Annotated in this window: 14 protein-coding genes, 1 tRNA gene, 2 pseudogenes and 1 riboswitch; of the genes and pseudogenes, 12 read left to right on the forward strand and 5 right to left on the reverse strand. The window is 67.0% G+C overall.

What is annotated here, in order from left to right:
• Positions 1-54: 54 nt before the first annotated feature.
• From ABUW04_RS32885 to ABUW04_RS32895, 3 genes are all read right to left on the reverse strand, one after another.
• Positions 55-723 (reverse strand): hypothetical protein, encoded by a 669-nt coding sequence (locus tag ABUW04_RS32885; RefSeq protein ID WP_380568106.1) that lies wholly within the window; start codon positions 721-723, stop codon positions 55-57.
• A gap of 95 nt (positions 724-818) precedes the next feature.
• Positions 819-2,093, reverse strand: coding sequence for a tyrosine-type recombinase/integrase (locus ABUW04_RS32890; RefSeq protein WP_380568107.1), 1,275 nt, complete (start codon positions 2,091-2,093; stop codon positions 819-821).
• A complete protein-coding gene (locus tag ABUW04_RS32895) occupies positions 2,093-2,404 on the reverse strand; it encodes a helix-turn-helix transcriptional regulator (protein WP_380568108.1) in 312 nt (103 codons plus the stop codon). Before ABUW04_RS32895 ends, ABUW04_RS32890 begins: the two co-directional genes overlap by 1 nt.
• 616 nt (positions 2,405-3,020) lie before the next feature.
• On the opposite strand from ABUW04_RS32895, the gene ABUW04_RS32900 reads away from it, so the two are divergent.
• The 6 genes and pseudogenes from ABUW04_RS32900 (at position 3,021) to ABUW04_RS32925 (ending at position 8,098) form a co-directional block, all read left to right on the forward strand.
• Complete coding sequence (locus ABUW04_RS32900) at positions 3,021-3,458, forward strand: helix-turn-helix domain-containing protein (RefSeq protein WP_380568109.1); 438 nt, start codon at positions 3,021-3,023, stop codon at positions 3,456-3,458.
• Between the two features lie 270 nt (positions 3,459-3,728).
• Positions 3,729-5,108, forward strand: a complete 1,380-nt coding sequence (locus tag ABUW04_RS32905) for a hypothetical protein (protein ID WP_380568110.1) — start codon at positions 3,729-3,731, stop codon at positions 5,106-5,108.
• Positions 5,109-5,507: 399 nt separating this feature from the next.
• Positions 5,508-5,609, forward strand: a tRNA-Thr gene (locus ABUW04_RS32910).
• A 202-nt stretch (positions 5,610-5,811) separates the two neighbouring features.
• Positions 5,812-5,937 carry a hypothetical protein gene (locus ABUW04_RS32915; protein WP_380568111.1) on the forward strand — a complete coding sequence of 42 codons (126 nt, stop codon included), beginning with the start codon at positions 5,812-5,814 and terminating at the stop codon, positions 5,935-5,937.
• Between the two features lie 19 nt (positions 5,938-5,956).
• Positions 5,957-6,367, forward strand: a complete 411-nt coding sequence (locus ABUW04_RS32920; protein WP_380568112.1) for a helix-turn-helix domain-containing protein — start codon at positions 5,957-5,959, stop codon at positions 6,365-6,367.
• Between the two features lie 355 nt (positions 6,368-6,722).
• Positions 6,723-8,098, forward strand: a pseudogene (locus tag ABUW04_RS32925) (ISAzo13 family transposase).
• 382 nt (positions 8,099-8,480) lie between these two features.
• Here ABUW04_RS32925 and ABUW04_RS32930 read toward each other — a convergent pair.
• The gene (locus tag ABUW04_RS32930) at positions 8,481-8,648 is read right to left on the reverse strand and encodes a hypothetical protein (RefSeq protein WP_380568113.1); all 168 of its coding nucleotides are present in this window, start codon (positions 8,646-8,648) and stop codon (positions 8,481-8,483) included.
• A gap of 183 nt (positions 8,649-8,831) precedes the next feature.
• Between ABUW04_RS32930 and ABUW04_RS32935 the strand changes: the two genes are divergently transcribed.
• Positions 8,832-11,546, forward strand: coding sequence for an NACHT domain-containing protein (locus ABUW04_RS32935; RefSeq protein ID WP_380568114.1), 2,715 nt, complete (start codon positions 8,832-8,834; stop codon positions 11,544-11,546).
• Positions 11,547-11,900: 354 nt separating this feature from the next.
• On the opposite strand, the gene ABUW04_RS32940 is transcribed toward ABUW04_RS32935, so the two are convergent.
• The gene (locus ABUW04_RS32940) at positions 11,901-13,088 is read right to left on the reverse strand and encodes an IS30 family transposase (protein ID WP_380568115.1); all 1,188 of its coding nucleotides are present in this window, start codon (positions 13,086-13,088) and stop codon (positions 11,901-11,903) included.
• A gap of 75 nt (positions 13,089-13,163) precedes the next feature.
• Here ABUW04_RS32940 and ABUW04_RS32945 point away from each other — a divergent pair.
• From ABUW04_RS32945 to ABUW04_RS32965, 5 genes and pseudogenes are all read left to right on the forward strand, one after another.
• Positions 13,164-13,624: pseudogene (locus tag ABUW04_RS32945) on the forward strand (transposase); the annotation flags it as partial.
• Between the two features lie 37 nt (positions 13,625-13,661).
• A riboswitch (ZMP/ZTP riboswitch) is annotated at positions 13,662-13,746 on the forward strand.
• 34 nt (positions 13,747-13,780) lie between these two features.
• A complete protein-coding gene (locus tag ABUW04_RS32950) occupies positions 13,781-14,938 on the forward strand; it encodes a phosphoribosylaminoimidazolecarboxamide formyltransferase (RefSeq protein ID WP_380568116.1) in 1,158 nt (385 codons plus the stop codon).
• A gap of 846 nt (positions 14,939-15,784) precedes the next feature.
• On the forward strand, positions 15,785-16,708 hold the full coding sequence (locus ABUW04_RS32955) for a hypothetical protein (protein ID WP_380568117.1): 924 nt from the start codon (positions 15,785-15,787) through the stop codon (positions 16,706-16,708).
• 419 nt (positions 16,709-17,127) lie between these two features.
• Positions 17,128-18,525, forward strand: a complete 1,398-nt coding sequence (locus ABUW04_RS32960; RefSeq protein WP_380568118.1) for an ATP-binding SpoIIE family protein phosphatase — start codon at positions 17,128-17,130, stop codon at positions 18,523-18,525.
• A gap of 407 nt (positions 18,526-18,932) precedes the next feature.
• Entirely contained in the window at positions 18,933-20,507 is a 1,575-nt protein-coding gene (locus ABUW04_RS32965; RefSeq protein WP_380568119.1) for a tetratricopeptide repeat protein, read from the forward strand.
• Positions 20,508-20,515 lie beyond the last annotated feature (8 nt).

The raw sequence follows: 20,515 nt of genomic DNA on the forward strand, positions 1-20,515 counted from the left end.
GGAGCCGAACCCCAGCTGGGGTTCGGCTCCGCCGACATGTTCAAGGAGACGGGGTCAGGTGCGGGAGAGGTAGGCGCGGTGGCGAGTGGCGTTGGCGAAGGGTGTGAACCAGGCTGTGGGGCGCAGGTCGCCTATGCCGAGGCTCTGGTTCGCGGAGTTCGCGGGGTCGGCCAGCGCGGTGTTGTCTTCGTTGAAGAGCATGAGGATGTCGGTGTCCTCGAGCAGCATGTCGGCGCAGGTGTCCCAGTCGTAGTCGTCCTGGTGGGTGGGCAGGAGGCGGGCCTGTTCCTCGGTGAGGTCGTAGGAGCGCAAGTGCGGGCCCAGGTCGTGGGGGAGGGTGCGACCAAGTTCATCGAGGGCCAGGTGCAGCGCCATTTCCTCTGCCGAGCATGTCGGGACGGGCCAGTTCCCGGTTTCAAGGTCGTTGGCGAGGTGTCCGCTGGCCGTGGCGAAGTTGGTCCTCCAGGTGCGGCCCTGGTCCCACGTCAGTCTGGGCAGGCGCTCGAAGACTCCGTGATTGGTGAAGACATGGACGGTGAGCTGAACATCTCCCAGAAGCTCGGCGTCGTCCTCCGCCTGGTCGTGGATCAGGGTCAAGGCGGTCCACAGATCCAGGGCGGTGCGGGGCGTCAGCAGCCAGGGGGCTTCGGGCTGGTGTTCGCCGAGCAGCGGGAAGAGGGTCGTGAAATCGGGCAGCTCGACAGGTGTGGCGGGGGTGGACAAGTCAGCCTCCAAGGTGGCGTAGATGGGTGCGGTGTGTCAGGGGGCGTGGATGTGGGGTCGTGGAACGTGTCCCACTGGTCCCGGTGTTGTTGGGTTCAGCGCACCAGGCGCAGGCGCGGTGCGGGAGGTTCAGGGCTGTGGCGAGTCGCGTCTGCGGTGATGGACGGGGCGGTTGTCGATTCCTCGCGGTGCTTGCGCAGGTGGGCGCTGAGGGTGGTGGCGGCCAGGGCGACAGAGCGGCGGTCGGGGTGGAGATACCGCTGGGTGGTGGTGATGTGGCCGTGGCCGGCGATGTCCTTGAGGACGTGGATGGGGACGCCCGCGTCGGCCATCCAGGTGAGTCCGGTGTGGCGCAGGTCGTGGCGGCGCAGGTGTTCATAGCCGAGCTTGACGACGACCTCGTCCCAGTGGGTGGCGTCGCGGAGTACGGCGGTGGAGATGCGTCCGCCGCGCGGTCCGGTGAACAGGCGTGCCTCGGGGTCGTTGCCGAGGACGGTGAGCCGCCACTTCACAAGGCCGCGGATCTCCGGGATCAGCGGAACGGTGCGGCGGCGCTTGCCCTTGGTGTTCTTGTCCACCAGGCCACCGGGGACCGGGGTGGTCTGCCGGCACAGGTCCCAGGTCCAGTCGGCGACGTTGATGTCCTTGACGCGGGCGCCGGAGACCTCGCCGATGCGGGCCGCGGTGCAGGCGGCGAAGCGGACCACGTCGCCCCAACCGCGGTAGTTGCCGTGGGATCTGGCCACGAGGCCGTCGGCAAGACTGTCGAGGACCTCCCAGCTGGGCAGGGCCAGGGACCGGGGGTCGTCGAGCTCGTCCTCGATCAGTCGGTAGACGCGCTGCCAGCCGGCCATGTGGCTGGGGTTGTGGGTGATCAGTCCGTCGCGGACGGCCTGCTCCATGACGCGGACCAGGCCGGCGAGGGTGTTCTTGATGGTGGAGCGGCCGACCTCGTCGTCGACCCAGGTGCACAGGACTCGGTCGGTGACGCCGTTGGTAATCGCTGTGACCTTGAGGTGTCCCATGGCGGGCAGGACGCGCAGGCGCCAGCCCTGCTCGTACAGAGCCACGGAGTTGTGCTCCAGGCCACGCATGGCGAGGTTCCAGACACTGTCCCCGTACTCGGCCAGGGTCATGTTGAAGGTGAGCGGCGTGATGCCCTGACTGGCGGCGCGCTTCATCCGGTCGATCCAGGCTTCTGCCGCGTCGAGCGTCGGCTGGGCGCAGGACAGGGACTTGCGCTCAGTGCTGCCGGGGATGCTCCAGCGCACACGGGCGCGGTACTGCGACTCCTCCGGCCGGTTGGGACGGAACTCGACGTCGCCTGACAGTTCGATGCCGATCGGTATGACCGGCCGGGGCTCTGTCATCAGGCCGCCGCCGCAGGGTCGATGCGGCGGGCGTGGATCCAGCGCTGGGCGTCCAGGACGCTGTAGACGTAGTGGCGCGATGCCAGCTTCACGAACGGCGGCCCCTGCGGCGGGGTGGTCGTGCGCCAGCGGCGCAGGGTGGAGGGGTCGACCTTCAGCAGGGAGGACATCTCCTCTGTGGTGTACCAGCCGCTGTGCAGCAGATCGTCGTCGGCCGGGGCATCCAAGGGTTCATGGAGGGCTGAGTCCTGGCGGGCGCGCATCGACAGCAGCTGCGCTATCTGATCGGGGCTCAGGCGGTAGGTCGTCACCGGCTGCCGCCGAAGGCGCCGATGGGAAGCACCGGGGCACTGGTTCGCAGCTCCGGGCGGCCGGTGGAGCGCGCTGTCCGTGCCGGGCGGTCGTTGCAGGGCCGAGGTGGCCGCGACGAGGGTGGAGCAGTGGCAGCCGCCTGATTGGGCACGGCATCGGTGATGGCCGGCGTGAGCGTGGCAGCGAGCGAGGTGCTCGCCGCCTGGGCCATTGAGGCTGCTGTGAGGCTCTGCGAGGGCGAGCCTGCGAAACGAGGCATGGTCATGCGACACTCCTTGGTGCATGAGCGCGCCGGCTGCGACCGCCAAGAAGCTGGCCGACTCGCTCAGTGTGGAAGCGGCGCGGTGCCTAGGGGCTGGAACTCCTGGGCACCGCAGTCCGTAGCTGTTCTGACCTGTGGATATATCTGAGGCCTCCGCACTTCTTGCCCTGCAGGCAGGGAGGAATGCGGGAGGTCTCCCACTGAGGGAGTAGGTACTTTACTGCCCTCTGGTGATCTTCACCGTACAGCAAAAAGCCGCCCCTGGGTCGTTAGAGTGACTGGAACTTAGTCATGATGCGGACGGATCGGCAGTAAACTGTCTCCAGGCGGACGATCCGACACGAAGGCGAGTGATGATGGGCGATCAGCAAGGCGGGAGGGTCGGCAGCGCCGGCATCGCCTCGGTGCTGCGCTATCTGCTCGCGGAGGTGCATCCGGAGGACCGGGCGCCGTACACGATGGCTGAGGTCGCGACGGGGGCCGGGGTCAGCGAGAGCACGCTCAAGGCGATCAAGACAGGCCGGGGCAACCCCACCTTTGCGACGCTCGAAAGCCTGGCCGAGTTCTTCCAGGTCCCTGCAGAGGTCTGGGTCAACCCGGCGGATCCTGCTGCGGTCATCGCCGGCCACCGCCTGGAGCAGGCGAAGGTCGCTGCGGGCGTCGTATCGATCGCGCTGCGGGCGGATGGGCTGGATGCCGAGGGTATGGACTACGTCCGGCGGAGCATCGACCAGGCCCGCCGGGCGCAGGGGTTGGGCCCGGCCAAGACCGGCCTGGATCTGCGTAATTAGAACCAGGACAATCCCGCCTGGATACCGCATTCGGATCAAGGCCGTACAAGTTCGTATTGCTTATCATCCGCACCTGCTGAGGGCGATGGGCGAGGTGCTGCGGGCCGAAGACCGGTTGGTCCTCCGTCATTGCGCACATGCAGCTGCCTCCTGGGTACCAGGGGACACTCCGCCCCCTCGCGGTAGCGGGTGCGGGGCGTGGCCTGTTTGGCTGCCCTCGCGGGTGGGCCCTCTTGTCGCTGATGGCGACGGTTCCTACCGTCCAATGTCATGGACTCCACAGCCGCCGCAGTCATCAAACGCCTCAACGAGCCGCTGGCCGTGCAGGTGAACTCCTCGGCTGTGCTCATCGAGGGAATGGGCAAAGCCGCTGCCGCCATCGATCGCGAGCGGGCGAAGAAGAAGACCAAGAAGGACTCCGAGGGTCCCCGCAAGCCGGGTCTGGATCAAGTTCCCCGCCCTGAGCGGGTCCCGCTACAGGTGACCCCGTGGGACCTGCTGGCGACGTTCGCGCGCGCCACGACGCTCGCCCGGCAGGGGCGCGGGAGGGGGCTGGCTGAGCACTGGCAGGGGCTGAAGTACTGCCGTGCCTTCGCTGGAGACCGGCACGGGAGCCTGCACCTCACGAAGGAAGGGAAGTCGCCAGAGCTTTCCTACCGAGGCATGCAGGCCCGGGAGCTGGGGCGGGCCTTCGGGCTCGCTGTTGCCGAGCGGGCGATCTGCGAGCGCTATCCGGACCACCTTGTCAGCATCATCGATGCAGAGACCGTTCTGCTTCCCGGCTTTGCCCGGATCAAGCCGGCGGGGACTTTGGGGGCCAGGCCGCGCCCGGACTTCCTGCTGGAGGCGTGGCGCCCCGGCGAAGGATCCCGGATCTTCGTGGTGACCGTGAACGGCAACCACCAGGCTGTGACCGCAAAGACCTCCGCAAGCTCCCGCACGACGCACAGGCAGTTGGCCAGGGGCAGTGAACGAGCGGAGCGGTTCCACCTCGGTCACTGGGGCGATACGCCGGCGTTGTTGACGTCGACCGAGTTCTTGGCCGCCGCCGGCGTGACCGTCCACCTGCTGCACGCCGGGGGAGGCGTCGTACTCCCCGTGCGGCCGGCAGCCGGTGCCGGCACAGCGGATGTTGCCATCGGCCGCAGACCCCTGCTGTACGCGGACTCCGTCGCTGTTCCGACACAGCGCGGGGTCACCCGGCACAACGCTTTCCTGATTCCGGAGAAGGAACTCGCCTGGTTCGGTCGAGTGCTGGCCCGTGCCCACGCCGCCGGTCAGCTCTCCCTGGCCGGCGGCGGGGGGACGGTGGGTCGCTACCTGATCGCAGAGCAGGGCGGCAAATACTTCAGCGAGACTGCGTTCGCCGGAACCGCCAGCGTGCATGACGCCGTGGTGGCCTTTGGCGACGACGAGTACGTCGGCACCGACCAGGTCTTCCGCATCGACGGTCGCCGCGTCGAAGCCTTCTCGGGCATAGCCACGGGTCTCTACGACCTACTCGCAGACGGCAAGGTCGAGGAGTACCGACGTCGGGCATACGACCGCCGTCAGGTTCTACCCAAGCCGGACGACGTCCGCCGCTGGGGCGCAACGTCCTTCCGGCCGGACGGCACTGTTCTCGCGATTCGTGTGGTGCAGGGCGATTAGCCCTGACGCGATAGCCGAAAGGGAGCATTTCCGGACAAATCCGCCATCGAGGCACTTGGAGAGCGGCCTTCGAGGGAGAAAGCTCCGTTCAACGCTCTCAAATGCGTGGGTGGGCGGTTTTGCTGAGACCATGGATTCGATGACGCCTTACTAGCCTGGCTGCTACTTCCATGGCGATAGGCCGATATATCCAAGGGAAGCCAAGGGCGCGAGGTTCAACCTGCTATCTGCATACGTCTCATTTTCACCGTGGCCTCCCCTTGGCCTCCCGGTGATGGGGTGTCAGATTTGACGGCCGGGAGCGGGTGGCAAAACAGTTCTAAGACGGACAAAAGGTGGGTGATTCCCGGGGTGTGATCATGGCGGGAGTGGTGAAACCTTCGACTTATGCACTCGTAAGGCGTTGGTTCGAGGTTCCTGTATGGGTGGGTAAGGGCGCAACCCCTGGCCCGCGCTCTTGTAAAGCGTAGGTCTCGGGTTCGACTCCCGAAGGCGTCTCCAAAGTGAACCCCAGGTCAGCTCTCTGACCTGGGGCTTCTCGATCCGGCGGACATTTGAATTCGGGCTAATCGGACACGCGGGGTCTATGCCATGCTCCGCAACAGCACCGACGGCAGGCAGACCGCGCTGCTCGTCTACAACTTCCACAGCCCACTGGAACAGGTCATGGTCGACCTGACCGGCACCGGCATCAACACACCAGGTGCCGCGCGACCTCCACAACGGCGGCCGGGCCCCCGCCGTCAACGGCACCACCTACACCGTCACCCTGCCCCGATACGACTTCACCATGCTCGACGTGAAGACCCCCAGTGCCATGGGCCAGTAGCGCGGTACCGGCGCCAGGATTGGGGGAGAGGATCGCCCCCCGAGGCATCGGTGAGCCCGATCAGCGCCGGGAGCTGCGGGAACTGCTGCGGCGGGGCGCCAAGGACTACGGCTTCGCCACCGACGGCTGGACCCTGGCGCGGGTGCGCCGGGTCAACATCGAGCGATTCTCGGTGGTCTACGACTCCCTGTCCAGGGTCGGCCGCCTGCTGCACCGCATGGGCTTCACCCCGCAACTACCGGCCCGCAGAGCCCTGGAGTTCGGCGAGGACGCGGTCCACCAGTGGGTGCAAACCGAATGGCCGAAGACTGAAAAAGGGGGACGGCAACACCTGGATCTGCTTCCAGGACGAGGCTGGCACCTCGCTACCAAGAGGCCATCGTCAACGCTTGTCGAGGATTCTCTGTACTTAGGGCTCGCAGATCAATAACCCGTGGCCTTCGCTCGGCCAGTCCTTGGCGTGCTACGGAGACTCGTGACGATCAACTGGTAGTGCTGGCAGCGAAGTTCGACGCCATCGTGCCTCATCTTGTTGAGCGGCAGCGGCGCCTGCTCCTCGGCGCCGAGGCTCGTGCTCTCGGCCACGGTGGGATCCGGCTGGTCGCCCGTGCCGCCGCAGTCCGCGAAGCCACGTGTCCCGAGGCGCGTGTGAACTCGATGCCGGGCAAGCACCGTTGGGGCGCGTGCGTATGGCCGGCGGCGGCCGCAAGCGCATAGTCGACCTGAACCCGGCCCTGTGTGCCGCGCTGCTCGCCCTGGTCGAGCCCGACACGCGAGGCGACCCGATGTCACCGCTGCGCTGGACGACCAAGTCGACCAGGAACCTCGCCCAGGAACTGGTCCGGCAGGGACACCGTGTCTGTGCGGGCACCGTCGGCGACATCCTGCGAGCGGAGGGCTTCAGCCTGCAGGGCAACGCCAAGACCTTCGAAGCAACACGACACCCGGACGTGACGCCCAGTTCCGCTACCTCAACGAGCAGGTCAGGACCCACCAGGAGGCTGGGGGCGCGGTGATCAGCGTGGACACGAAGAAGAAGGAACTGGTCGGGCCGTTCAAGAACAGCGGCCGGCAGTGGCTGCCCGCTCATGAACCGGTGCACGTCTACAGCCATGGCTTCCCCGACCAGGCGACCAGCATCGCCGTACCGTACGGGATCTATGACGTAGCCGCGAACACCGACTGGGTCAACGTCGGCACCGACCACGACACCGCCGAGTTCGCCGTCGCCTCGATCCGCCGCTGGTGGAACACGGTTGGCCGCAGTGCCTACCCCGCCGCCGGCCGGTTGCTGGTCACCGCCGACGCGGGCGGCTCCAACGGCTACCGCACCCGCGGATGGAAGACCCACCTGGCCGCCCTAGCCGCCGAGACCGAACTGGCCGTCACCGTGTGCCACCTGCCGCCCGGCACCTCCACGTGGAACCGGATCGAGCACCGGCTGTTCTCGCACATCACGATGAACTGGCACGGCCGACCGTTGACCAGCCACGAAGTCATCATCCAGAGCATCACCGCAACCACCACCCGCACCGGATTGACCGTGCACGCCGAACTCGACACCGGCCGGTATCCCACCGGCATCCAGGTCAGCGACGAGGAACTCGCCGCCCTGCCGATCACCCGCCACCGGTTCCACGGAGACTGGAACTACCCTCCACCCCGCACACCCGAAGCCGGTGCCGACAGCGATCCCCACCATCGGTCTCGTCGACACCACCTCCAGCTGTGTCCCCCTCCGGCTCCCACACCCTCTCCTGCGCGACCCGAACTGACCGGCATGACCCACCAGCAGCTCGACGACCCGATCGCCCCCCTCACCCCGGCCCTGGAGAACCAGCGCGAGCACGCCCGGGCCCTGAGCCGGGGCGGCCGACCAAGCCAGGTACCCGGCGCAGGCCCCAAGGACAAGCTCACCCCGGCGGACCGCATCCTGATCACAGTCCTCTACCTGCGAAAGATCGCTGCCAAGGATCTGCTCGGGCAGCTCTTCGGTGTCGCCAAAATGATCGTCAGCCGGATCATCTGCGAAGTCCGCCCTCTCCTGGAAGCTGTCGGCCTCCAACCAACCGCCTCGACGGCCTGCTTCCGCACACCAGCGGACATCACAACGTTCCTACAGGGCGACACTGCCATGGAGATCAACTCGGCGGGTTATTAATCTGCGAGCTCTATATAAGGACATTTAGGTGATGGTATCTAGCGATCCAAGGCAGTATGAAGACGGTGCGAGCGTTCTCCCATAGCCGCCACAAGCGCCCGAGGCGTTGAGCATTCTAGCTCCTTGTCCTGGTCATGTCCGGCATGATTCGGGGCATGGGTCGTGATCCGGCGGGCATGGACGCGTTGGTTGAGCACTGGACGGTGCTCGAAGGTGAATGGGATCTGGCGCTGGACAAGCGCAGGGGCTCGCAGCGGCGCGGGTTCGCCTTGCTGCACGGGCGGTTCCTGCGGGGCCAGGCGGAGTTCCCGGACGAGGCGGTGGAGTTCGTTGCCCGTCAGTTCCAGTTGTCCGGGGCGCAGTTCGGCCTTCACGAGGCACATCATCTGCGGCTGCGTACGGCGAGGATCACTTCGGCGACGGCCCTCAGGACCGTGGCGCGGTCCCGCGAGGCGGTGTCCTTCAGCGCGACTACGACGATCAGCACGGCCGCGGTGGCCGCGACCAGCATGCCGGCCACGGGCACCAGGGCCCAGGCGGTGACGTCCATGACAGTGCCTCCCTCCGTGCCGCCGTCCGACGAACGGCACCGGAGCCATCCCACAACAACGACCCGACATGGCGAAGACCTGCCGGACTCACCGGACGACACCGGTAAAAGGCTAGGTCGCAGGCATGTCTCGACCGGCTCGGAGCGGATCCGCCAGATCCGGGGCGCGGGAAAAGGACTGCGGTGAACAACAAGACGAACCCCAGCGCGGGACGGCAGGTCCTGCGCGCGGCACTGCGGGACTTGGAGGACGCGGCGCTTGCGGGCAAAAGCCGCACGGAGGCGATCCACGAGGCAAACCGCCGGCTGGCGCAGGCCGGACTGGCGACGCTCGGGCCCACCACAGTGGGCAACTGGTTCGAAAAGGGCAGCCCGGCCAAGGACTTCCAATCCCTGTGGACCCTGGTCCAGGTCCTGCTGGAATGGTCCCCACAGCCGTCACCACGCACCGCCGAAGGGCCTGCCCGTAGCCAGGCAACCCGGGCGCTGTGGAAGAAGTACTGGGAGTTGGCCAAGACGGCTGCGCCGCGCACCGCTTCCTCAGCCACTGCTTCCTCAGCCACTGCGCCACTGGTGACCGCCTACCTGGCGGCGGCACGTGACGTCGCCAGACAGCACCCCTATCCCGGCCTGCTAAGCACCTCGGGTCTGCCGACGCTCGCCGATGTCTACGTGCGCCAGCAGGCCTGTTCCCCAGCAGCGGACCACCGGGACCGCCGGAGGCCTGGCAACACCACGGCACGTGTGAATCAGGCCGACCCCGCGGTGCCCGCCACCGAGGTCTTCCGGGAAGACCAGGCCGTATGCGTACTGCTGGGCGGACCCGGCGGCGGCAAGTCCACGCTGCTGCGCGCTCAGCTGGCCGACTGCGCCGACAGCTGGCTGGCCGGCAGGACCGCCACGACGATCCCTGTCATGGTGAGCGCAGCAGCCCTGACCGGCACAGATCCGCTGCCAGCGGCCCTGGCCAGGACCGTCACCGGTGACCTGCGACGGGTCGGGCTGTTGGAGGTGCTTCCAGCTGATTTCTTCCGCCTCCCGCCACGTTCTGGGGTGTCCTGGCTGGTGCTGGTCGACGGTCTCGACGAGATTCCCGACGCCGATACGCGCAGCGCTGTTGTGACGATGCTTGTCGGCGCTGCGGCGAACGGGAAGGGGCTGTACCGGTTCGTCGTAGCCACGCGGCCCCTGCCCGCCTCAGAGCTCACCGCCCTGGGCCGGCACGTACCACGCTACGAACTCCAGCCCTTCTCCCGCGAGGACCTGCACACCTACGCTACGCGCTGGTTCCAGGGCTTGGAGGACCCCGGCCACCACGTCACGGCATTCATGACCGGGTTGGGGCGCTCGCGCCTGGAGGTACTGGCTCGCACCCCGCTCATGGCCTTCATGCTGTGCCAGCTCTACACGGCCGACCCCGCCCGTCCCATGCCCGACGGCCGAACCGGGGCCTACCAGTCATTCGCCGAACTGATCTACGAGCAGAACACCCACAAGAACATCAAGAACACCCACGACGAGGCCATCCGCCGTCTAAAGGACCGTCACCAGATCTCCAAGGACAACCAGGCTGCCGAACAGGCCGCCCTGCAGGTACGTGATCATCTGCCCGAACTGATCGATCATCTCGCCTACGAAAGGATCAACGCCGGTACTGCGCACGCCATCGAGATACTGGCCTCACACCTGCACGCCAGCCGCCCGCCAAAGGTCAATGCGCACCTCTGGGAATCATTCCTGAGCGATCTTCTGCGGCCCACTGGCATTGTGGCCCAGCACGCGGACGACTTCGACTTCCTGCACCAGACCCTCCTCGAATTCCACGCCGCCCGCCATGCCACCCGCGACGAGCAGTCCCGCGCCCAGCTCCTGCAGGAACTGATCGCCTCCGCCGGCATTCCGACTGGTCGTCGCCGGAAAGCGCCCGACCTGGACGACTCCTACCTCGGCTTCCTCCTCGACGGGCTCCTGGCCCCCCAAGATCGCATCGCAACCGAGACCATCCGCTATGTGGAGGAACTCACCGCAGCCGGAGGAGAAAGAGCCTGCAGATTCCTCACCACACAGGTGAACCTGAGGACCAGCCTCCCTGCCCACCTCGCAGCTGCCCACCTCGCGCGCGATGCCGCCGACACCACCCTGAACGACTACTTCCGCGTGAGGGCCGCGGAGGCACTGGCCCAGGTGGACAGGAAAGCCGGTGCGGCCCACCTGGCCCGCCTCCCCGGTGACACCACTCTGTACCACGATGCCCGGGTGCAAGCTGCGGAGGCACTGGCCCAGGTGGACAGGGAAGCGGGTGCGGCCCACCTGGCCCGCCTCGCCGACGACACCACTCTGTACCACGGCTACCGGGTGCAGGCGGCGGAGGCACTAGCCCGGGTGGACAGGGAAGCGGGTGCGGCCCAGCTGGCCCGAGTGAACAGGGAGGCCAGCGCAGCCCAGTTGAATCGCCTTGCCGGCGGCACCACCGTCTACCACGATTTCCGGGTGCAGGCGGCGGAGGCACTGGCCCGGGTGGACAGCGAAGCCGGTGCGGCCCAGCTGATTCGCCTTGCCGACGACACCGCCCTGTACCACGGCTACCGACTGAGGGCGGCGGAGGCACTGGCCCGGGTGGACAAGGAAGCCGGCGCGGCCCACCTGGCCCGCCTCGCCTCCGACATCACCCTGGACAGCGGCGACCGCGCCTGGGCGGCCGAGACACTGATCCGGGTCGACAAGGAAGCCAGTCTGGTCCTGTTGGGTCGCCTTGCCGACGACACCACCCTGGACACCGGTGACCGCGCGTGGGCGGCCAAGACACTGAACCAGGTGGACAAGTCAGGTCGAAGTCCTTGGCGATCTGACCGACCGAGCGGTCACCCCGGCGGCACAGCTCGACGATCTCGGCCTTGAACTCTGGCGCGAATGAGCGGCGAGGGCGCGGCTTCATCTTCCCCATGCACTCCACGATGGACATCTTCTCTCCGGGACCGAAGCCCCTGATCCCAGGTGTCCGTCAAACCGAATCAAGCCCACAGGTAGCCGATGACACTCCCGAGGGGCGGCTCGTGAACCTCAGCGCTCAGCCGTGCTTCGAAGATCGACACACGATCGTACGGATAGTCTCCCCGTCACCGCACCGGCCTGGGCACGAAAGCCGGTCGGTATACCCAGTTCGCGGTCCTACCGGCGAGGGCCTCGTTCGGGGTCGCGCTGGTCGCTGTTACCGAAGGGCGGATTCGCATGATCGTCGCAACGTTGCTGGTCTCATGCTGTCAGAGCGGCGGCGAACGCATGGACGGGAGTTCGCCATCCCAGGGTTTTTCGGGGTCGGCTGTTGAGCCGTTCCTCGATCGCGCGTAGCTCTTCGGCGGTGTGCACGGACAGGTCTGTGCCCTTCGGCAGGTACTGCCGCAGCAGTCCGTTCGTGTTCTCGTTCGTGCCGCGCTGCCAGGGGCTGGCCGGATAGGCGAAGAACACGCCGTCTCGGAACAGGGGCGCCAGTTCGTAGTGACGGGACATCTCGCTGCCCGGGTCCCACGTCAGCGTCATCCTTGCGCTGGCCGGGAAGGGGGCCATCGCGGCCGTGATGGCGTCGCAGACTCTGGCGAAATCGTGGCCGTCGGGCAGTGGAATCAGCCGCAGCAGACGGGTGCGGCGGTCGACCCGGGTGGCGACGGCGGACCTGTTGCCGCGGCCGACGACGAGGTCGCCTTCCCAGTCGCCGACGCGCTCGCGCAGCTCGACCACTACGGGGCGATCGTGGATGAGCCTGGCTGGCGTCTGGAACCGCTGTGCCCGTGCGCCGCCGCTGCGACGGCGCTTGCGCAGGGCCCGTCCGGTCCGCAGCTTCTTGGTGAGTGTTCTGCTCAGAGCGTCCTTGGCACCCTGGTAGAGGGCCCGGTAGATGGTCTCGTGGCACAGGTGTCGGTCGGGCTGGTCCGGCCACAGGATGCGCAGGTGGGCGGCGATCTGTTCCGGGCTCCATTCGAGATCGAGCCTGGCCTGGACCTCGGCGCGCAGTTCGGTGTCGGTCTGCAGCTTCGGCCGGCTCGGGCGGCAGGCTCGCTCGCGGGAGCGGTGGTGGGCCATGTCGGCGTCGTAGACGCCCTTGTCGTGTTCGAGCATGTTGCGGCGCAGTTCGCGGCTCACCGTCGAGGTCGACCGGCCGATCCGGGACGCGATCTCCGTCATGGTCAGACCGCGTTCGCGCAGCGTCGCGATGCGCTTGCGCTCCAGCAGCGACAGGTAGCGGCCCGAGTGCTCGGTCTCCGGCATCCGCTCGGGTGGCAGACCTCCGTTCTCCGCCCGCCACCGGTAGCCGGTCTTCCTGCCGATTCCGACCAGCTTGCACGCCTCGACCGTGCCCACCCCCGACTGCAGCAGGCGCCAGTACTCGGCCTCCAGATCAAGTCGACGCTTGCGACCTCGTATGCCCATCAACACACCCATCATGATCACGGATGTTGCGACAAGCTTTAGAACCCAGGAATCACCTGGGGGTTAGTTTTGCGGAAGCAACGACACACCTACTTCCACGGCTGCTACTCGATCGGCGACGACACCCTCTGGGGCGTCAACCGACGCCGCAAGGGAGCCGCGAACAGCCTCGCCGCCCTCCGCTCGATCCGGGCCGCCCGCCCCGACGGCGCCCCGGTCTACGTGATCCTGGACAACCTCTCCGCCCACAACGGCAAGAAGATCCGCCGCTGGGCCCGAAACAACAACGTCCACCTGTGCTTCACACCGACCAACGCCTCCTGGGCCAACCCGATCGAAGCGCACTTTGGCCCTCTACGGCAGTTCACCCTCGCGAACTCCAGCCACCCGAACCATACGGTCCAGACCCGCGAGCTGCACGCCTACCTGCGTTGGCGCAACGCCAACGCCCGCCATCCCGACGTCCTGGCCGCCCAACGTAAGGAGCGCCCCGCATCCGTAGTGAGAAGGGCGTGCGGTGGGGCGGACGCCCGCTGGCGCTGGCGGCATGACCGGCGCAACGATGTGCGCGCTCCTGCGGGTAGCATCGTGTCCGGTCGCAACTGGCGAAGGTGGAGATCCACCGGGGAGCGGCCGATTTCCCGCGTGAGCGTCGACCGCCTGGGCGCCTGCGTCAGTGATGTCCCGCTGACACAGGAGGCTATGACGTGGATCTGCGCTATGGGATCAACCCGCAGCAGGAGGCGGCGACTACCGTGCCGGTGCAGCTCGGCCGATGGCCGGTCCGGGTGCTGCAGGGCAGCCCGTCCTACATCAACATGCTGGACGCACTCAACAGTTGGCAGCTGGCGCTGGAGGCGAGCCGGGTCCTGAACCGGCCGGCTGCTGCCTCCTTCAAGCACGTCTCGCCCGCCGGTGCGGCCGTGGCCGGCCCCGTCGATGACGTCACCGCCGAGCTCTACAGCATCGACCGCGACAGCGTCGGCGCGATCACCAGCGCATATCTGCGTGCTCGCGACGCCGATCCGAAGTCCTCCTACGGCGACTTCGCCGCGGTGTCGCACCCGGTCGACACCGAGCTCGCCGAACTGCTGTCCCGCGTGGTCTGCGACGGCGTCATCGCCCCCGGCTACGCTCCCGGCACCGTCACAACGCTCAGCAAGAAGAAGAACGGCCGCTTCCTGGTCATGGAAGCGGACCAAGCGTTCGCGCCCCCGCAGTACGAGACACGGGAGGTGTTCGGCCTGCGGCTGTCCCAGCGGCGCGACGAGGTGACGCTGTCCACCGCTCTGCTGGACAACGTCGTATGCGGCACGCTGCCGACCACGGCAGCCGAGGATCTCCTGCTGGGCCTGGCGGTCCTGCGCTACACGCAGTCCAACTCCGTGTGCTACCTGCGTGGTGGGGTGACTCTGGGGATCGGTGCCGGCCAGCAGTCTCGCGTGGACTGCACCCGCTTGGCCGGCGCGAAGACCGATACCTGGTGGCTGCGACGCCACCCGGCTGTCCGTGCACTCGCCTTCCAGCCGGACACCCGGCGCCAGGACCGAATCAACTGGCAGATCCGCTTCATCGAGGGCGACCTCACCCCGGACGAGAGCACACGCCTGTCGACAGCCCTGTCCGCACCCGCACCCGAGCTGACGGACGAGCAGCGCACGCAGTGGCTCGGGAGCCTGGCAGAGGTGGCATTCGTCTCGGACGGCGCGTTGCCGTTCCGCGACAACGTCGACCACGCCCACCAGCACGGCGTCGCCTACATCGCCGAACCGGGCGGATCAATCCGGTCCACGGAAGTCGAGGACGCCTGCCGCGAGCATCAGATCACCCTCACCCGCACCGGACTCAGGCTCTTCCACCACTGAGGACCAAGATCGAGCTCCCCACCCCACGCGGTGGGGAGCTCAAGACCATCCGCCTGGAAGCCCACAAGTCGGGTGTGTCGGCAACCCGGTGAACCATCCCGGTCAGAGCACTAGTCACCACCGCACTCCTGTCCCAGTACCGATCCACAGCGGAACCGGTGGAATCCACCGCCTGGATTCTGGTGCGCACCGTCGAGTCCGTGACTGTCGGCTACGTCCTGGCCCCCCGACCGTCGGCCGCGACACGATCACCAACGAACTCACCCGACTCATCGTGCGCCACCTCACTGAGTTCCTATCCGAGAATGATCGTTCAGCTGGGTAGACGATGGCGTCTGGCTGCGGAGCCGTCTTGCCGGGTGTCCACGGGGCCCAGGGCGTGAGCTGATCGACGCCAAAAGCGCGGGTCGGGGCGTCGTGACTGCCGCAACCGCGAGCCGGCTCACAAGCCAAGCGAAGGAATGACGCACCCGGTCGGTGGTCCGGTGCCCCGGGTTCTGCCGAGCTGCCTCACGACCGCCCCTGGGCCTGCCCAGCACTCGTTCAGGGAGAGGATTCGGCTGACGTTCTGTGCTACAACAGCAGCCGCATCCACGCTTCACCGCCTGGATGAGTTCCGGGATTCCGGCGGATTCCGGTTGGTGGCCACCGTCGCTGGGTGGTCGACCGCAGAGGGTACGGCCGGTACGAGCGGTGGTTTGAGCGGCCTCACCGTCCTGGCTGTGCCCCGCACCGCAGCTCTGACCTTGCTCAAGCCTCGTTTATCCACGCGGCGCAGGTGGCAGACCGACGCCAGGCCAGGATCTCAAGCCTGCTGGCGACGGGTCTCACGAGGAGGAACCGGTCATGGCTGGAGCGATTGAAGGACTGGCGCGAGGCTGGAACTCCCGGGCTGCATTCCGTCCACGAGGTTCCGCGGTCGAGCGCTTCCAGGGCAAGGCTCTGCTCGGGTTCGCACTGCTGTTCGTGGTGGCGCTGCTGGTCCTGCCGTCGAAGCGTGCCGTGATCGTGTTCGGTGGCACGGGCGTTGCCCTATTCGTAGTCCAGGGCACGGCGCTGCTGTTCACTGTGCCGCGCTGGTGGGACCGATGCGCGAACTGGCTGCACAACCGAGCGCCCAAGTGGGCCTACCTCCTGCTCATAGTGTCCTTCGGATGCGCACTCGTCCTGTCTTTGCTCGCCGAGGAACGCACCGACGCTGGGTTCCTGGCGATTTCATTGGCTGTTGCAGCGCGGACCGCTTCATCGTTGATGGAGCCGCAGTCGTACGCACTGGACGATCACCCCTACGCTGGGCGAATTCGCCGCGCTCTGATCGTCCACAGCGGATTCATGCTGCTCTTCGCCTTCGGAGCGGCGCTTGCGCTTCGCGCCGCGTTGACAACGGTCCCCATCAGCGTCTACCTCACGCTGGGCTTCTCTGCGGCCGCCTTCTTCTTCAACGTGCAACTCCGCGTCCGCAGGATCTGCAAGGAGGTCTGCAAGCACACTCAGGGTGTTCTCAACGGCCTGGCCTACCTGAACGGGGACGCAACGGCTCAGACATTCACCGACGCCATCACAGCGCTGGACTGGGCCTTGGAGACGCCGGTCGAGACCTTCTCGCAGGTTTGGGGCAAGCCGATCGTGCCGTTCGAGATCAGGGTTCAGTTGGTCGCCTGGCTCAAGCAGCGCGTCCTCGAAGGAACACCGGTCCGAGACTCGGCTGACCCGGAGTACCGGGCGTTGCTGGAAGTGGTGGCAGCGTGCAGGCGGTGGAACGGGTCCTGACGAGTGAGCACGCTGAACGAATTCAGTGCTGGCGGGGCAAGAGCCACGGCCGTGGAGCACGCTTCACGACAATGCATAAGGTGATCGGGCCGAGACAGCCAGTAGCGTCAAAGCCCCTTAGGTACGGCTCACTGGCCGCGCAAACGAATGCGTTTTCTACTATCGCGTACGCTGACCAGGTGGGCCGCGGTGAGGCGGTGAGCTGCGATGCAGCAGGAATACGCTGGCATGTCTGGTGCGTGGGCCACGTCTGGTGCGCCGTATGGCGGGCTGGGAGGCGAGCTCGGGCATCCGCGATTTCGGTTGCCCCCTGAGAAGCCGGTGAGTGTATGGGTTCTGCTGCGGTTGTCCCCGTCGTCGGGCGTCGATGGCGGCCAGTCCTCAGCGTCCTGCCGGTCGTAGTGCTGGCGGGGTCCACCGTGGCGGTGCTCCTCGCGCCGCCGACGTACCACTACGGACTGCTGCTGGCCGCAGTGCCGCTGCTGGCCGCCACTGTCTATTCGACCTACACCACCGCGGTGCTGGGGGCCCTGAGCCTGGTGGTGTACGTGCTGCTGCACTACGAGCGCACCGAGGCGCTGGACGTATGGTTGATCAAGGTGGGCCTGGTGGCCGGCTTCTCCATCGTGGGAGTCATGATCGCCCAGTCCCGAGCTCGCGAACAACGCCTCACCCGCGCCCGCGACGTGGCCCTGACCCTGCAGCGCGAGCTACTGCCCCAGCACATGGCCGCCGTACCCGCACTGCACATAGCCCACCGGTACGTGCCGGCCGACACCGCGGCCGGTGTCGGCGGCGACTGGTTCGACGTGATCCCACTCTCGGGCGGCCGCGTCGCCCTCGTGATCGGCGACGTCGTCGGACACGGCGTACACGCCGCCGCCCTCATGGGCCGCCTGCGCACTGCCGGGCAGACCCTCGCCGACCTCGACTCCTCACCGGCCGACCTGCTCGCTCACATGAACGACCTGCTGGTGCGTCTGGGCGAGGAGAACCCCGAACGCGAGCCGGGCGCAACCCTGCTCTACCTCGTCTACGACCCCGTCACCGGCAACTGCACCATGTCCGGCGCCGGCCACACACCTGCTGCATTCCGCTCCCCGGACGGCAAGGTCCGCTTCCCCGAACTCCCCTCCACGCCCCCGCTGGGCCTTACCGGGACGGTCTTCGCAGATACCGAGTACCTCCTGGAGCAGGGCACAGTCATCGCGCTATACACCGACGGACTCCTCGACCTGCGCAGCACCGACCCCGACGACGGCCTGAAGCAGCTCAGCAACGCCCTGGCGGACCCCACGGTCGGATCACTGGACGACATGTGTGAGCGGATCTTCGGCTCGCACCCCGACCACCCCCGAGACGACGACACCGCGCTCCTACTCGCGTGCACCCGCCGATTCGACCACACCCAGGTCGCCACCTGGGCATTGGCATGCGACCCGCGCGACGCTGCCACCGCCCGGACTCTGACCACGCAGCAACTACGGGTATGGGACCTGGAAGAGCTTGTTCACTCCACCACCCTGATCGTCAGTGAACTCGTTGGCAACACGGTCCGGCACGCGACGGCACCCATCACCCTGCGCCTGGTCAAGGCCACCACCCTGATCTGTGAGGTCGCTGACGCCGTTAGCGCGGCCCCGCACGTGCGCCGTGCCGGTACCCTCGATGAGGATGGCCGTGGCCTGTTTCTGATCAGCCAACTCGCCTCACGCTGGGGCGTACGCCACCACCACGACGGTAAGACCATCTGGGTCGAACAACATCTCCCCGCTCATGCGCCTAGGTGTGATATCTCAGGCGGGTCGGTACGGTGAAGGGCCCTGTCCCGCTGATCAGATGCCGTTGGTGATCTTCGCCGGTTACTGACTGGGCACCATCGCCGCGTTCCTAGCCCTGGTCGGGATTCTCGAGATCACCGCCAGGGGCGACGACAGCCTTGAGTGCCGCGTCGTGGCACACAGACCGGGGCCCAGCACAACTGTGGTCCCGGCGGTGGGCCACGTCTGGAAGATCTTGAGGTCGTCCGGATGTTCGTCGATTGAGGTGGCAAGGGCTCCATCATGCTGGTCGGGTGTGCGATCGGTGCCGGCTCGGGCGCGGCTGCGAGTAAGGTTCCGCAATTAAGCAGGCTGTCCGGGGTGGGCACAGTGCGGTGCGGCTGGGGGAGGGGGCTGGTGTGGCGAAGAGGGGGCGGCCGTGGGGAGCATTACGGGCGGAGTCGGTGGAAGCCGAGGCGCTGGCAGTGATGTTGCGCCGTCAGGTGGACAGCTGCGGGAAGACTTTGGCCGAGTTGGCCAAGGAGATTCATTCTTCCCGTACTCAGCTGAGTGTCTATCTCTCGGGTGCTGTTCCCCGTCGTGAGCTTGTTCTCGATCTCGTGAAAGCAACAACCGCCGATCCGCGGATGTGCGAGCGGCGGCGGGCCGAGGCCCTGGGGCTCCTGGATGCAGCCCAGCACCCGGCGCCAGGTGCTGCCGGGCTCAGGCCCTCCTCGGTGGAGTTGGAGTTGGCGGCTGCCCGGGTCCAGCAGATCGAGACCTATGATCGCCTGACTCGCGCGCTGGAGCAGCGGGACGAGCTTCGTGAGGCGGAAGGAAACTCACGGAAGCTGGTGATAGCGCTGCACGTCATGATTGATCAGCTGGAGCACCGTGTGACCGTGCTGACCCAGGAGGGTGAGCAACTGCGTGCGGCCCATGCGCAGGTCCACGAGCTCGAGCGGACGCGTGAACAACTGACACGGGCGACCGTGCAGGTGGACACCGCGAAGGCGGAGCTGGATCGGGCCAGGTCCAAGCAGCGTCAGGCGGAGGAGTTGACGGTGCGGGTCCAAGAGCAGGTTCGCCAGCTCACTGACGAGCTCGACCGCCTGCGCGGCCACAGCGTGGATGCCGTCGGAGATCCGGTCGTCCCTCAGTCTCCTCACGACGACGGTGTTGCCGGCGACCCTGTCGGTGACGATGTGGACCAGGCGTTGGTGCAGGCCGCTGCTGTGAATGATGCCGACGCAGACCTACTGGACAAGATCACTGGGGAACTCGCGGACACGGAGGCTGCAGCGCCTGTCACCGCAGATGATCTGTCCGTGACGGTTTTCGATCGGGCTGCCGATGTGCTTGCCCGCCTCCAAGAGGCGACCTCGCTCGGCGAGACGGGCGATGCCGCTGGAGCGGTACGCGTGCTTGCTGTCCTGGTCGAGGAGGCCGCTGTTGTTCTCGGCCCTGATCATCCCTACGCTTTGAGCGCGCGGGTCAACAGCGCGCATTGGCGTGGAAGGGCCGGGGACAGGACCGGTGCGGTTGCGGCTCTGAAGGAGGTGCTGGTCGACCAGGAGCGAGTGCTGGGGCCGGCGCACTTCGACACCGTGGACACTCAGGGCAACATCGTGCGCTGGCTGGCGGCTGCGGGCGAGCCGGAGGAGGCGGCCGCGGCTCTGGAGCACCTGCTCGAGCCGCTGAACGTGCTGGACCAGGGACATCCCGATGCTCTGACCATCCGTTACCAGATGGCCTTGTTGTTGGCGGAGGGTGCTGGGAATGAGGATGCCGCGCTTGCGACGTTCCAGGCTTTGCTGGTGGATCAGGTGCGGGTGCTGGGTCCAGATCATCACGACACTTTGGCGACACGGCATCAGATCGCTCTCGGGCACTGGCACGTTGGGGATGTGAACGGGGCGACGGCCAGGTTCCAGGAGTTGCTGCCCGACCAGGTGCGTGTGCTGGGCCCGCAGCATCGCAACAGCATCGCCACCCGTAGGAGTCTTGCTCGGTGGCAGTTGGGATCGGCCAACTCGTGATCGGCGTT

Source organism: Streptacidiphilus jeojiensis (assembly GCF_042510965.1).
In the GTDB taxonomy this organism is placed as follows: domain Bacteria; phylum Actinomycetota; class Actinomycetes; order Streptomycetales; family Streptomycetaceae; genus Streptacidiphilus; species Streptacidiphilus jeojiensis.